Source organism: Streptomyces sp. NPDC001002, from assembly GCF_053599215.1.
Window position 1 is genome coordinate 39,031 of record NZ_JBSFLV010000042.1, and the last position, 14,564, is coordinate 53,594.

Consider the following 14,564-nt stretch of genomic DNA (forward strand, 5'->3'; position numbering starts at 1 on the left):
GCGCCGCAAATTTCGCCATAAACTCTAAGAATTGGTGCGAACTGACAGGTCAAGTGGTCAGTGAATCCAATTTTTGGCCTGCACATCTCCTTGACCAGAGCTCATATAAGGCGCCTAATTTCGGAGCGACGACCCCCTGGACGCCCGCCACGTAATGGAGTCACCCATGACCGCGATGAAGCAGTCTGTTGTCCCAAGCAAGGCGCTGGCCAAACGACGATCGGTTCTCCTCGCGGGGTGCGTGACCCTCGTGGTCGCGGCGGCCACGGCCTGCGGTGGCGGCGCCACAAGCACGAACAGCAAGGACGGCTTCAACCAGGTGCCACAGAAGGACGGGACCCTGACCGTGTGGGTGGACTCGACCCGGGTGGCCGCCGCGAAGCTCTACCAGAAGCTCCACCCGGACGTGAAGCTCAACATCGTCACCTACGACGGCGACGCCAACGGATCGAACTACCTGCAGACGAAGGTCCAGCTCTTCAACCGCACCGGCAAGGGCTGGCCGGACGTCGTCTTCAGCTCGCAGAACAACGAGGTGACCTGGGCGGTCGACGCCAACTTCGCGGCCCCCTTGAACAAGGGGCTGGTCCCTGCGCAGACCCTCGGGAAGTTCGCCGAGGGCGCCAACGACGTCTGCACGGTGGGCGGCACGGTCTACTGCCTGCGCAACGACCTCTCGCAGGCCGTGCTCTGGTACAACGCGCCGCTGATGAAGCAGTTCGGCTACACGGTGCCCACGACCTGGGAGGAGTACCAGCAGCTCGGCGAGAAGGTGGCCGCCGAGCACCCCGGGTACCTGGTGGGCGACGCCGGCGACTCCTTCACTCCGGAGATCTACCTGTGGGCCGGCAAATGCGGTGCCAACCACATCACCGGTGCCAAGGCCGTCTCCGTGAACACCACCAGCGCCGAGTGCACGAAGATGGCCGCGCTCATGGACGTACTGATCAAGAACAAGTCCATGTCCATCAGCGGGGTCTTCAGCACCGACTTCGGCAAGAACAAGGCCGACAAGGTGCTGATCATGCCCGGCCCCTCCTGGTACGGCGGCGCGGTGTTCAAGGACACCTTCAAGACGCCGGCCAAGCAGATCGCGGCGGCGCCCATACCCCAGTGGAGCGGTGAGACGTCACCGTCGACCGGCAACGTGGGCGGCGGTACCTGGCTGCTGTCCCAGCACTCCGAACGCATCAAGGCAGCCACCGACTTCCTCACCTGGGTCACGACGGACGACGCCTACCAGGGCAAGGTCGCACCCGGCTTCCCCGCTTACGCCCCGGCGGCGGAGAGCTGGTTGAAGCAGCAGAACGCATCCGGCTACTTCGCGGGGGACCTCCACGTGCTGAAGGACGCCTCCACCCAGGTCTGGCCGGGCTGGGGCTCGGGCCAGTTCAGCCAGGAGGCGATCTGGGCCGCGACGGTCAAGCCCGGTCTGACGCAGGGCAAGACCATCGTCTCGCTGCTGCCCGCCTGGCAGGACTCCATCGTCAAGTACGCCCAGTCCAACGGGTACAAGGTCTCCAAGTGACCGCGACCCACTCCCCCGTCGGCTCTGTCCGTCGGCGTCCCCAGGGCGCCCGGCGGCAGGGCCGGGCGGGCGCCGCGTTCGTCGCCGCCTACCTCGTGCTGCTGATCGCGTTCGGTGTCGTCCCGACCGCCTACGCCGTCTACTTCGCTTTCAGCAACGCACAGGGCGCGTTCACCGGCTTCGACAACTTCGTCACCACGATGCGGGACTTCCGGTTCGTGCCGGCCCTCGGGCACGTGGGGCTCTACCTGCTGTTCTGGCTCGTCTCGCTCGTGGTGATCGTGGTCGGCCTCGCGTTGCTGCTGCACCGGCTCGCCTCCGGCGGCACCGGAAAGGCGCTGAGATTCCTCTTCTACATTCCCGGTGCCCTCGCGGGCGCCGCGAGCGTGCTGGTGTGGCTCTTCATGCTCGACCCCACGGTGAGCCCGGTCAGTTCACTCCTGGGCGCCCTCGGATACGACACGTTCGGCGAGGTCATCGCCCCCGGCCACCTGCCTCTGCTGTTCACGGTCATCGCGTTCTGGACCGGCGCGGGCGGCTGGATCGTCGTCATCTACGGCGCGCTCAACAACATCCCCAAGGACGTGATGGAGGCCGCCCGCATCGACGGGGCGGGTGCCTGGCAGACCGCCTGGCGGGTGCAGATCCCCATGCTGCGCAAATGGATCGTCTACATGGTGATCCTCGCCTTCGCCGGCGGCGCCCAACTCTTCGTCGAGCCCCAACTGCTGTCCCTGGCGAGTGTGGGAGTGGCGGGACGCGACTACTCGCTCAACCAGCTGTCGTACGACTTCGCCTTCCAGATGAACAACATCAACGGCGCCGCAGCCGTCTCCGTCGAGCTCCTGGTCGTGAGTCTGTCGGCCGCCGCCCTCTTCGTCGCACGGTCGGGATTCTTCGATGCCGAGTGAAACTCCCACGCACCCCGGTGTGCGTCCACGTCACGGAGAAGTCAGCGCGAGCCCCACGCCACGCAGGCCTGCGCGTACCCGCCGCCGCCCTCCCGCCCGGCGCTACGCGTCCCGGGCGCTGGTGGCCGTCGTACTGGTCGCGTTCACGGTGTTCTTCGTCCTGCCCGTGCTCTGGCTCGTCCTGGCCGCCACGAAGACGGACCACCAACTCGTGCACGGCAACCCGCTCTCCTTCGGCTCCTGGCACGCGCTCAGGGCCAACTGGCATGCGCTGACCGCCTTCCAGGACAACGCGATCCTGCTGTGGCTGCGCAACTCTGCGATCTACGCGGGCATTTCCCTGGTCATCACGCTCTGCGTAGCCGTGCCAGCCGGTTACGCGCTGGCGATGACGGAGTTCCGCGGCCGGCGCGCTCTGCTCGTCGCCACGCTGATCGTGATGCTGATGCCGAACGCGACGCTGGTGGTTCCCCTGTTCCTGGAGCTCAACGCGGTGCATCTCATCGGGACGATGTGGTCGATCATCCTGCCGTACTCGTTCTATCCGTTCGGGGTGTATCTGACGTACATCTACTTCACCACCGCGGTGCCCCGTGATCTGCTGGCGGCCGCCCGCATCGACGGCTGCGGCGAGTTCGGGGTCTTCCGGCACATCGCCCTTCCCCTCGCGTCGCCCGTCGTCGCGCTCGTCGGCTTCTTCAGCTTCGTGGCCAACTGGACCAACTACTTCCTGCCCTACGTGATGCTGCCCGAGAGCGACCAGATGCCGGTGCAGGTGGGTGTCGGCACCCTGCTCAGCAGCGTGCCCTCCTTCAACCCGACGGTCGGATCCCTCGCCATCGAGCGGCCTCAACTCGCCCTGGCCACCTTGGTCGCGATCACTCCGGTCCTGGTCGTCTTCCTCTTCTCGCAGCGCTTCCTGGTCACCGGAATGCTCGCCGGCGCCACCAAGGAATGAGGGAGCGGACCGTCGTCCCGCCAACCTCCGCGCGCTTCCCCTGTGTTCCTCTGCCGAACGGAGACGTTCCCATGCCCTTCAGTCCTGCCGATCGCACTGCCGGCGAGGACACCGCCTCCTCCGACGGCCCGGTGTCCTCCGCCGGAGTGCGAGCCAGTGTGCCCTTGCTCGAACCTCCCGGCTGGGCGCCGGCACAGCGCGCGCTGTTCGACCTGCTCGACCACGCGTGGCGCCGTTTCGAGCGGGAGTTCACCGGCCCGGACGGGCGCCTGAACTACAACGGGCGGCTCTCCACCCGTGACGGCGTCGACGACTTCTACGAGGCGTTCTTCAACTGGCCCCAGCTGTATCTGCTCGGCGGCGCGGACGACCTGCTGCCTGCGAGCGAGAGGCACTGGGAGGGCGTCACCCGCCAGTTGACCGAACTGGGCATGCTCCAGGACGAGTTCGAGCGCGGTTACGACTGGTTCCACCAGGGCGAGAGTCTGCTGCTGCTGTACTTCCTGTGCATGGCGGCCCCGGAGCGCTGGTCGCAACGCGCCCTGCGATTCGCCGAGTTGTACGTCGATCCGGCGAAGGGCAACTACGACCCCGAGCACCGCATCATCAAGCGCCCGCACAACGGCAGCGACCCCGAACGGCGCGGTCTGTCCGACAGCGACTCCTACCCCTGGCTGCCCAAGGAAGCGGAGCTGTACGGCTTTCCGCTCGACTGGATCCAGTCGGCCGACAGCCCCGTACCCCCGCTGTCCACGGACCCGCGCCTCGGCAGCGAGATGCGCGACCGCATGGGCAGCGGCGACACCGCGGTGAACCTCGCCGCGGCCGGGCTGGTCCTCAACGCCTGGATCCTGTCCGGCGAGGCACGCTACCGCGACTGGATCGTCGAGTACGTCGGCGCATGGCGTGAGCGCGCGAAGGCCAACGGGGGCGTGATACCCGACAACGTCGGCCCGGACGGCACGGTCGGCGGCCTCCTCGAAGGCCGTTGGTACGGCGGGCACTACGGCTGGTCCTGGCCGCACGGCTGGCACAGCGTCGGCCACGCGGCCTGCGTGGCGGCACTCGCGGCGGCGACGGTCACCGGTGACGACGACTACCTCTCCATGGTCACGACCAGCCTCGACACGCTCATCGGTCACGGCAAGGTGATGGCCTTCACCGAGGCCGATTCCAGCCTTCCCGCCAAGTGGCTCGCCCAACTCGGTCCGGACATCCACACACCCACCCTGCACATCCCCTTCCGCCACAACGACTCCGGATGGTTCGACCACAACCCCGTCACCCCCGCCGTCCCGGTGGCGCTGTGGCATCACACGGCCGCTGCTGCCGACCGGGCCCGGCTGGAGGGACTGCGCGATGCCGGCGGACTCGACTGGCGTGACGTTCGAGCCTTCCGGGCCAAGGAGGAGTCCGGGCACGAGGAGGCGTGGTTCGCCTTCCTCGCCGGCGACGATCCCGGCTACCCGGAACGGATCCTCGCCGCAGCCCAGGCCCAGGTCCGCCACCGTCTCGCCCGCATGGACCGCTACCGCGACCTGGACGTGGCCGAGGAGGACATCCACGTATGGCAGCAGTCGAACCCGATGGTCACCGAGGCGCTGGTACAGCTGACGTGGGGCGGACCCCAGGTCCTCTACAACGGTGGTCTGCAGCAGGCACGAGTGCGCTACTACGACGGCGAGGCGCGCCGCGCGGGACTGCCGCCCGAGGTGGCTGCCCTGGTGACCTCGATCGCCCCTGAGGCCACGGTCATCGAGTTGGTCAACCTCTCCGCCGACCGCGCTCGGACGGTCGTCGTCCAGGCCGGTGCCTTCGCCGAACACACGATCACCTCGGTGCGCTACACGACATGCGAGGACGACTCGTGGGTCGGGGACATGTACGACTACGGCCACGGTGAGCCGGCCGTCACCGAGGCGGAAGCGCCTGTCGGCAGCTCCCTGTTGACCGTTGTGCTGCCTGCCTCCACCCGCATACGGCTCACGCTCCGGCTGAGCCTGCGGTCGCGGACACCCACCTACCGCACGCCGTTCTCCGCGGATGCACCCATGGAGTCCGGCGCCGACCTTCCCAGCGGGGAGGTCGGCGAGTGAAACGGGTCGCCCAGGAACCGTGGCCCGACCGAGGCACCAACAACCCCTCCTAGGACACAGGCGGCGTACGGGCTTCCGGAGCTGCGCCGCGCAACGAGGTAAGGAGATCAACACCATGAGACCCGCACGGCTCATCGTGGGACTGCTGCAGACCCTGCTGGTGGCAACGGCCGTCGTCCTGCCCGCACAGGCGGCGCACGCGGCAGACACCAGCTTCTATGTGGACCCCACCAACGGCAGTGACAGCAACTCGGGAACCAGCACATCGGCGGCCTTCAAGACGATCGCCAAGGCACGCGACATGGTCCGCACGGTGAACTCGGCCATGTCCGGGGACATCGTCGTGAATCTGCGCGGGGGCACGTACCCCCTCACCGGCCCGGTCGACTTCACCACCGCCGACTCGGGAACCAACGGCCACAACGTCATCTACAAGGCGTACGGCTCGGAGACCCCGGTCGTCTCCAGCGCAAAGTCCATCACCGGCTGGACATCGGCCGGCAACGGCCAGTACAAGGCATCGGTCGGCAACCTCGACTTCCGGCAGCTCTACGTCAACGGCGTACGGGCCACGCGCGCCCGCTACCCGGACGTCGGCTCCAACTTCCAATTGCAGGGCAGCGACAAGACGGCCCAGGTACTGAAGGTCCTCAGCTCCCAGATGGCGAACTGGGACCACTTCAGCCGCGTCGAGATGGTGCTGCAACTGCAGTGGGCCGAGAACTACCTGCGGCTGAAGTCGTACACCACGAGCGGCGGCCTGGCGAGCGTCTCGATCCAGGACCACGAGGCCGGCATCCTCTTCCAACGGCCGTATCCACTGCTGTCCAACGGCTCTCCCCTGCACTTCGAGAACGCCCACGAATTCCTCACCGAGCCCGGCGAGTTCTACCTCGACAAGGACGCGCAGACGCTCTACTACCTCCCCCGGGCGGGCGAGACCATGGCGTCGGCCACCGTGCAGGTCCCGACTCTGCAGACGCTCTTCGACATCAAGGGAGACAGCCTCAACTCCCCCGTCCACAACCTGGAGTTCTCGGGCATCACCTTCACCCAGACCAACTGGACCGAGGCCAGTGACAACGGCCTCCTCAACGGTCAGGGCGGCAACTACAACATCTCCGCCGACCCCAGCAACAAGCAGTACGTCGACCGCCCGCCGGCCGGGGTCTACGCCGCGAACGCCGACAACCTGTCCTTCGCCGGCAACACCTTCACGAAGATGGGCTCGACCGCCCTGGACCTGCACCACGGCGTCCACAACTCCGCGGTCACCGGAAACGTCGTCCAGGACATCGCCGGCAACGGGATCACGGTGGGCAAGTTCTCGGATCCCGACGTCGAGTACCACACCGTGTACAACCCGCCCACCTCACCCGCGGGTGAGGACGCGCGTGAGGTCGTCAGTGGTGTCACCGTCACCAACAACCTGATCAACCGCACCGGTCAGGACTATCTCGGCACCGCGGGCATCAACGCGGGCTTCGTGCACGGCACCACCATCGACCACAACGACATCTCCGACTCCCCCTGGGCCGGGATCTCCCTCGGCTGGGGCTGGCAGTCCGCTGCCAACGCGGAGGGCGACAACTCCGTCAGCTACAACCGCATCGGCAACGTCGTGAACCAACTGTGCGACACGGCGGGCATCTACCACCTCTCCAACGACCCCGGAACGGTGATCAACAACAACTACATCCACGACGTGGTCCGCACGCCCACCGCGTGTTCCTCCGGCGCGGGCGGCATCTACCTCGACGAGGGCTCCAGCAACATGACCGTGGCGAACAACGTCCTGTCGCACACGGACGACTTCATCATCCGGAACGTCAACGGCCCCAACGTCACCCTCTCCAACAACACGACCACGGGCACCGCCGTGATCCAGGCCTCGGGTCTTCAGTCGGCCTATCAAGGACTGCCGGCAAAGATCAATCTCGCCTACGGCAGGACAGCCACCGCGTCCTCCGTCTACAGCTCCAACTGGGCACCGCCCAAGGCCAATGACAACGACCAGACGACCGGTTGGTCCCCCACCGGAAGCGACACCTCGGCCTGGTGGCAGGTGGACCTCGGCAGTGCGTACACACTCGGTCAGTTCTCGTTCACCACCCGCCAGGACGTCGACCAGCCCGAGACCCGGAGCAACTTCGAGATACGCGGCTCCAACGACCCCACGTTCGCCGACTACACGGTGCTGGGACGGCAGGACGCCACGGTCCTCCCGTACAACGCGACACTGACGGCCAAGATCGACGCACGACAGAGGTTCCGGTACGTGCGCGTCGCCAAGACCGACGGCGGCTACTTCTACATCGGCGACTTCAGCGTGCAGCAGGCCGGCGGCGCGCTGGAGAACTCGCCCACCACTCCATCCTTCAACGCGTCGACGTACTACACGATCAAGAACGTCAACAGCGGCCTGCTGGCCGACGTTTACCAAGGATCGACCGCGGACAACGCGAGCGTGGTCCAGTGGCAGAGCAACTCGGGCGCCAACCAGCAGTGGAACGTCCTGCGGGTCAGCGGCAACCTCTACAAGATCGTCAACCGGAACAGCGCCAAGGCCCTCGGCATCTCCAACGCCTCCCACGCCAAGGGCGCGGCGCTGGTCCAGATGACCTACAACGGTGGCAACAACCAGCTCTGGTATTTCCAACCGACCAGCAGCGGATACGTCATCCGCAACTTCGAGAGCCGACAGGCCCTGGAGGTTCCCGGCGACTCGACCACCGCAGGAACCGCGCTCGGCCAGTGGACACCACTGAACCAGACCAACCAGCTCTGGACCATCCAGTGACGCCCTTCGGTTGACATCAACTCACCGCCTCCGGCTCGTTATAGGGCGAGGATCTGCCACTGTTCTTGGGAGGCTCGGTCGTAGGTCCACTGATCGACGTTGGCCCCGTCCTCAGTGGACCCGCCGTCCACATTGAGCGAGAGTCCGCTCAAGCGGTTGGTCAGGTAGTAGTAGCCATCGCCGGTGGGAGTCACGGCCCAGTGCTGTTGCGGCACACCGTCGTCCGACCAGATACCCACGTTGCCGCCGTCGGCGCGGGAGAGGCCGGCGACTTCCATCAGCTTCCCGCTGTTGACGTTCTTGATCTTGTAGTAGCCGTCGCCGGTGGATATGAAGGTCCACTTCTGTGCCGTGTTGTTCAGCCAGGGCCACTGCTGGACGTTGCTGCCGTTCGCGGTGCCGAAGTTGTAGACGTCGGCCACCTGACCGCTCTTGCGGTTGACCAGGCGGTAGACCGTCGAGTCGCCGGGCAGGACTCGCGACTGCAGGACCGGCTTGGCGGTCCTGCCGCCGATTCTGATCCCGCCGACGTTGGCGTAGCCGCCGGTGCCGGCGGCGGCCCGGATACGCACGTACCCCGCGGGCCCGGCCGGCCACTCGGCCACTTTGGTGGCGCGGTCGCCCGTCCACGTACCGGCCGCGACCTGTGTGAACGTCACGCCATCGGTACTGGTGTGGACGGTGTAGGAAGTGATGTCCCCGTCCGTGGTCCCGGTACGGCTCCACTGCTTGGGCAGGTACTCCAGCGTCGAGATGTCGCTCCACACTCCGCCCAGGTCGATGGTGATCGCCTGCGGGAGCGACAGGCTCCAGGTCGACCAGCAGGTCTCGAAGCCCTTGTCGCTCAGCCCGTCGATCGCGTTCATGGGCCCTTCGCCGGTGTGGAAGCCGGTCGCGTACGCGCTGACCGGGGTCACCGGGTGCTCCGCGCGCAGCATCTGCGTCGGGAGCGCCGGCCGTGAGGTGTCGGGGCTCCAGGCTGCTCCGACCTCGGAGAGCCGGGTCACGATGTTCGTGTCCAGGACACCGTCGCGGTTGGGCGGGCAGTTGAGGATGAACGAGGTGTACTTCGGTTCCAGATCCGCCAGATGGGACAGGATCGACGACTTGCTCAACGGGTCGGTGGTCGGCGTGGAGGGGTGCCAGAACCATCCGTCGCTGACGGTCTGGCCCTGCAGGGACGCGTAGGTGTTACCGGCCGGGGAGGTGACGCCCAACGGCTCCTCGAAGTAGATCGCGTCCCCGAGAAAGGGCACCGACAGCCCACCGTGGTCGATCATGACGATGTCCGGCTGGAGTGACTTCACGTGCTCCCGGATGCGCTGGTACGAGACGGCCGACTGACCCATCTGCCAGGCGTAGCCGTCGGTGACGAACATGTCGATGGCGCCGTAGTTGGTGAGCAGTTCGGTGATCTGGTTCAGGATGTACGTCAGATCAGTCGGCTGGATCACCTGGTCCGCGGCCACGCCGTGACGGGTGTCGTAGGCCTGCACGGTGTAACTGCGGTCCCAGATCGAGAAGTACAGGCCCACCTTCAGGCCTTTGGCCCGGAACGCCGTGACGTACTGGGCGACGATGTCGTGCGGGTAGGAGCTGTTGGCGACGTTGTAGTCGTTGTACGCGCTCGGCCACAGGCAGAACCCGTCGTGGTGCTTGGTCGTCAGCACCCCGTAGGTCATCTTCGCCGCCGCGGCCGTCGCCGCCCACTGGGCACAGTCCACCGCCGACGGGGCGAACAGCTTCGGGTTCTGGTTCGGCGCGGCCCACTCCTCGTTGGTGAACGTGCCCATGTTGAAGTGGTTGAACATGCCGAACCGCATGTTCACCAAGTTGCTCAGATTGGTCTGCGGGCCGGCCGCCACCGCCTCGGCCACCAGGCCCGATAAGGCCGGCAGCACAGGCAGCGCGGTCGCCGCCGCCGCGACACCTGCGGCGCCCAACAGCGTTCGCCGGTGCAGTCTTCCAGAAGACATGATCACACTCCCAGTTCCATATGGCGGGGAAGAGACCGTGCGTGCCAGGGCAGAGTGCGCAGGGAAAGCCCAACGGTCGAGCGGGCGTTGAGGCGCCGCGCTCACGGGTCCCAAGCGCCAGGTGTTACGCATGAAGTTCGAGCATGTGACCCACTGGTGTCAACGGCTTTGCAGGGATGAATCCCGCCCAGGTGACGGCGTTTTAGACGTGATGGCGATGTATGCTTCTGTTCATCCCCCGATAGACATGCCATGTATGCACGCTGCTGTCCTGGACGAGGCGCCGCCATCTCCCCAGGGGGTGACCAACACAGTCGTGGCCGTCGGCGTGTTCAAACACCCGGCTATCATCAACGTCGCCCTCTTCAGAACCCGCCGGAGGAATTCCCGGGACGCCGCCTAGGCAAGGAGTTCGCTTTGTCCCTGTCGGACAGAGCCATCGAGCAGATCCGGGAGCTGATCCGGACAGGAGCGCTGCCTCCCGGGTCGAAGCTGCCGCCGGAACCGGATCTGGCCGCTCAGCTGGGACTGTCCCGCAACCTGGCGCGCGAGGCGGTCAAGGCCCTTGCCGTAGCGCGGGTGTTGGAGGTACGACGCGGCGACGGCACCTACGTCACCAGCCTTCAGCCCGGCGTCCTGCTCGAAGGCCTCGGCAGCGCAGTGGAGTTGCTCCAGAGCGACTCGGGTGCGCTGCTGGATCTCATGGAGGTACGGCGGTTGCTCGAGCCTCCAGCCGCCGCGCTGGCCGCCGTTCGTATGTCGGACGAAGCGCTGGCCGAGGTGAAGCAGCACCTGGACGCGATGCGCGAGGCCCGTGAGGACGTCGAGTTGCTGAACGCCCATGACGCGGCTTTCCACCGTGCTGTCGCCTCGGCCACCGCCAACGAAACGCTCCTGACCATCCTGGACGGGATCTCCGGCAGTACTCTGCGTGCCCGCATCTGGCGCGGACTTGTCGACTCCCAGGCGGCGGGACGGACGCTGGCCGAGCATGAAGCCATCTACGACGCGTTGGCCGTCGGCGACGCCTCTCTCAGCCAGGCAGCCGCGCTCATGCACGTCAACAGCACCGAGCGGTGGCTGCGGGAACACCTGAAGTCCGAGCACCGCAGGTCAACCGACTTGGCCGGGTTGGTCTGAGTGTCCGCGACCGCCGCCTCACCCCGACCGCCTGACCATCAGCTCAAGTCCCCTGGCGCGCCGCGCTCGCGACGTCCTTGCGGGTCACGGCCAGATGGACGACCAGGCCGAGGATGACCGCGAGGAACAGCACGCTGGTGACGACGGTGCCCAGACCCACTCCCCCGTCGCCGGTCGGCTGGGACAGGTAGTCGCCGATCGAGGCGCCGAGCGGGCGGGTGAGGATGTACGCGATCCAGAAGCCCCACACCGCGTCCAGCCCGAGCGTGAAGTGCGCGAGCGCGACCGCGGCGATGGCCAGGCCGAACAGCACCGCGGAGAGCCAGTAGCCGAGGTTCATGCGCTCGGACACCAGGTCACCGGCGGCCGTACCGAGCGCGAAGGTGAACAGCACGGCCAGCCAGTAGAACGACTCACGGCTCGTGGTGTCGATGCTGTGGATGGACAGGGTCCGCTCACGCCGGTACCAGACGACGAACACGATCGCGAGGAGGAGCGCGAACACCGTGGTGCTCGTCTCCAGCGGTACGCCCATGTTGTCGGTGAGGTTGTCGCTGATGAGGGTGCCGACCACGCTGATCAGGGCGACGGCGAGCCAGTACACGCCCGCGCGGTAGGCGGTCGTACGGAACTGCACGACCAGGACGACGGCGAGCAGCGCGCTCATGAGCACGGACACGCCCGTCAGGCCCAGGCCTGCCTTCTCGTTCAGGAGGTCGGCCGCGGTCTCGCCGACGGTCGTGCACAGGACCTTGATGATCCAGAAGTAGGCGGTGACCTCGGGAACCTTGTTCCAGCGCAGGCGGTGGGAAGGCCGGGCGCCGGCCCCCGTGCCCGCTTCGGTCTCAGGTGTATCGGAGAGTTCATGGGTCATGGGGCGTGACGCTGCCAGGGGTTGCCTGAACGCATCCTGACTGCCGCGCGGCGCACCGCACCCGACCGAGTCCGGCCTGATCACTTTGGGCTCATGCACTCCCGTACCGCGTCCTGGCTGCGACACCGACTCGGCCGCGCCGTGATCCTGTCCTACGTCCTCGCCCTGTTCGTACCCCAACCCGGTCTGTGGCTCCGCCGCCCTCTCCTCTTACCGCCGGCGCACCTGACACTGCACATCGCGCCGCTCCTGCTGTCCCTGGTGCTGTTCTCGGCCGGGCTCCAGGTTCCCGCCCGCGCGCTGGGCCGCCTGCTGCGACGCCCGAAGGCGCTGCTCGCCGGCATCGTGCTGCATCTCGCCATCCCGCTGACGGTCGTACCGTTCATCGCTTTCCTGCTGTCGCACACGCCCGACAGCGACGGCGGCAGCGGACTGCTCACGGCACTGATCCTGATCGTGGCGATGCCCGTCGCCGCGGGGGCCACCGTGTGGACCGACAGGGGCGAGGGAGATCAGCCGACGATGGTGGGGCTCGTCCTGGCCTCCACCCTCCTGAGCCCGCTCACCACCCCCTTTCTGCTGCGGACCCTGGCGCCCCTGCTCAGTGGCGGCTACGCGCACACCCTGGCCACCACCGGCCACCTCGCTGAGAGCGGATTCGGCCTGACCACCGTGGTCCTGCCCTGTGCCGCAGGCCTCGCGGGCGCGCTCGCCCTGCCCGCACGCAGGCTGCACCACCTTCAACTGGCGGTGACGCCGCCGGCCCTGATGGGCTCCGTGCTGCTGACCTACATCAACGCCAGCGGTGCCCTCGGCTCCGTCCTCAGTCGGCCGCGCCCGTTGCTGTTCGCCGCTGCCTTGGCCGTGGCCGCACTGGGGTGCCTGCTCTCCTTCGCGCTCGGCCGGACCGCCGCCCGACTGCTGCGCCTGGAGGCGGGAACCTCCTCGTCGTTGACGCTCGCCTGCGGCATGAACAACAGCAGCGCGAGCGCCGTCCTGATCACCACGTCGCTGCCCGACAAACCGCACCTGCTGCTGCCGGTCCTCGCCTACGGGCTGCTGCAGAAGACCGCGGCGAGCCGCATCGTCACCCGCCGTCCGCCGAGCCCGCTTCCTCCTGGCGCACCGGAACGAGCAAGGTGAAGGCGGCCGGGCGGCGACCGGTCAGGGAGAGCCTGCCGCCCAGGGAAACAGCCAGGTCACGGGCCAGGGACAGGCCGATACCGGATCCCGGTCCCGCCCCGGCAGGACCACGGTCGAACAGCCGGTCCGTCTCACCGTCGACGGCTCCCTCGTCGGTGACGTCGAAGGCGACGGCGTCCCCCAGATCGCGGGCCGTGAGGCGGACCGAGCCGTGGCCGTGCACGCGTGCGTTGTCGAGCAGGACGCCGAGAATCTCGGTGACGGGGGCGCCGGGAACGCGGACGTCGTCCGGCACCTCAAGACCTCCGCACTCCAGGCGCCTGCCCTCGCGGGCGAAGAGTCCGTGCCAGCGCTCGTCGGTCTCGCGCAGCAACCGCGGCACCGATGTGTCCGGTTCGGGCCGACGCGGCAAACCGTGGGAGCGGGACAGGCGCAGCACCTCCTCCACCGTGCCGTACAACCGGCGGGTGGTGGTCAGGGCCTCCTCCAGAGCAGGCCGCAATCTCGCGTCGTCGTCCTGGGCGAGGCCCGCCTCCAGGCCGAGTTGCAGCCCGGTCAGCGGGGTGCGCAGCTGGTGGGAGGCGTTCGCGGTGAAGTCCCTTTCGTGGCGCAGGAGTTCGGTCAGGCTGTGCAGCATCTCGTTGTGGGTGCGCGCGACCTGGTCGATCTCGGCGACGCTGCTGGGCGCGGCCCGGGCGCTCAGGTCGCCGGCCGTGACCGCCCGGCAGTGCCGGGAGAGATCCTCCAGCGGTGCGGCCAGCGCCCGTGCCTGCCGGCGGGCGACGAGCACGGCCACCGCGAGCGCGAGGGCGCAGACACCGGCGAGGACCAGCCAGGCGAGCAGAACGCGGTCGCGTACGTCGGATGCGGGCGACGCGGCCCGTACGACGCCGATCACACGCTCGTCGTGCGAGACGGGCACAGCGACGACCAGGTCACCGCCCGACCGGCCGCGCACCACCTCCGCGCCCAGCGCCCGCCGCACGGCTGCGTCGCCCGTGCGGGGACCGCTGCCTGCCCGCAGGTGCAGCGCGGGGTCGTACAGGCCCAGGCGTCCGCCGGCCGGTGGCGCGGGCAGTTCCACGGGGTCGCCGGTCACGTAGTCCGGGCTGACGCGCACGGCGCCCGAGAGGGCCGC

10 protein-coding genes are annotated in these 14,564 nt (G+C 67.6%); 7 read left to right on the plus strand and 3 right to left on the minus strand.

Going from position 1 to position 14,564, the window contains the following annotated elements; all coding sequences use genetic code 11:
- Positions 1–166 precede the first annotated feature (166 nt).
- The 5 genes from ACWDR3_RS20635 to ACWDR3_RS20655 all read left to right on the plus strand — a co-directional run bounded on the left by ACWDR3_RS20635 (position 167) and on the right by ACWDR3_RS20655 (position 8,293).
- Entirely contained in the window at positions 167–1,528 is a 1,362-nt protein-coding gene (locus ACWDR3_RS20635; protein ID WP_450353944.1) for an ABC transporter substrate-binding protein, read from the plus strand.
- Positions 1,525–2,439 carry a carbohydrate ABC transporter permease gene (locus tag ACWDR3_RS20640; RefSeq protein ID WP_450353945.1) on the plus strand — a complete coding sequence of 305 codons (915 nt, stop codon included), beginning with the start codon at positions 1,525–1,527 and terminating at the stop codon, positions 2,437–2,439. Before ACWDR3_RS20635 ends, ACWDR3_RS20640 begins: the two co-directional genes overlap by 4 nt.
- Positions 2,440–2,560: 121 nt before the next feature.
- Positions 2,561–3,397: a carbohydrate ABC transporter permease gene (locus tag ACWDR3_RS20645; protein ID WP_450353977.1), complete on the plus strand. Its 837-nt coding sequence runs from the start codon at positions 2,561–2,563 to the stop codon at positions 3,395–3,397.
- Between the two features lie 71 nt (positions 3,398–3,468).
- Positions 3,469–5,493, plus strand: a complete 2,025-nt coding sequence (locus ACWDR3_RS20650; RefSeq protein WP_450353946.1) for a hypothetical protein — start codon at positions 3,469–3,471, stop codon at positions 5,491–5,493.
- Positions 5,494–5,608: 115 nt separating this feature from the next.
- Positions 5,609–8,293, plus strand: coding sequence for an RICIN domain-containing protein (locus ACWDR3_RS20655; RefSeq protein WP_450353947.1), 2,685 nt, complete (start codon positions 5,609–5,611; stop codon positions 8,291–8,293).
- A gap of 38 nt (positions 8,294–8,331) precedes the next feature.
- Here the strand turns inward: ACWDR3_RS20655 and ACWDR3_RS20660 are convergent, their stop codons facing one another.
- On the minus strand, positions 8,332–10,269 hold the full coding sequence (locus ACWDR3_RS20660; RefSeq protein WP_450353948.1) for an RICIN domain-containing protein: 1,938 nt from the start codon (positions 10,267–10,269) through the stop codon (positions 8,332–8,334).
- A gap of 417 nt (positions 10,270–10,686) precedes the next feature.
- Here ACWDR3_RS20660 and ACWDR3_RS20665 point away from each other — a divergent pair, with 417 nt between their 5' ends.
- Positions 10,687–11,409, plus strand: a complete 723-nt coding sequence (locus ACWDR3_RS20665) for a FadR/GntR family transcriptional regulator (RefSeq protein WP_450353949.1) — start codon at positions 10,687–10,689, stop codon at positions 11,407–11,409.
- A gap of 43 nt (positions 11,410–11,452) precedes the next feature.
- Here ACWDR3_RS20665 and ACWDR3_RS20670 read toward each other — a convergent pair whose 3' ends face one another.
- A complete protein-coding gene (locus ACWDR3_RS20670) occupies positions 11,453–12,283 on the minus strand; it encodes a COG4705 family protein (RefSeq protein WP_450353950.1) in 831 nt (276 codons plus the stop codon).
- 93 nt (positions 12,284–12,376) lie between these two features.
- On the opposite strand from ACWDR3_RS20670, the gene ACWDR3_RS20675 reads away from it, so the two are divergent.
- Positions 12,377–13,426 carry a sodium-dependent transporter gene (locus tag ACWDR3_RS20675; RefSeq protein ID WP_450353951.1) on the plus strand — a complete coding sequence of 350 codons (1,050 nt, stop codon included), beginning with the start codon at positions 12,377–12,379 and terminating at the stop codon, positions 13,424–13,426.
- Here the strand turns inward: ACWDR3_RS20675 and ACWDR3_RS20680 are convergent.
- A complete protein-coding gene (locus tag ACWDR3_RS20680; RefSeq protein WP_450353952.1) occupies positions 13,371–14,546 on the minus strand; it encodes a HAMP domain-containing sensor histidine kinase in 1,176 nt (391 codons plus the stop codon). The two genes, ACWDR3_RS20675 and ACWDR3_RS20680, sit on opposite strands and share 56 nt — an antisense overlap.
- Positions 14,547–14,564: the final 18 nt, after the last annotated feature.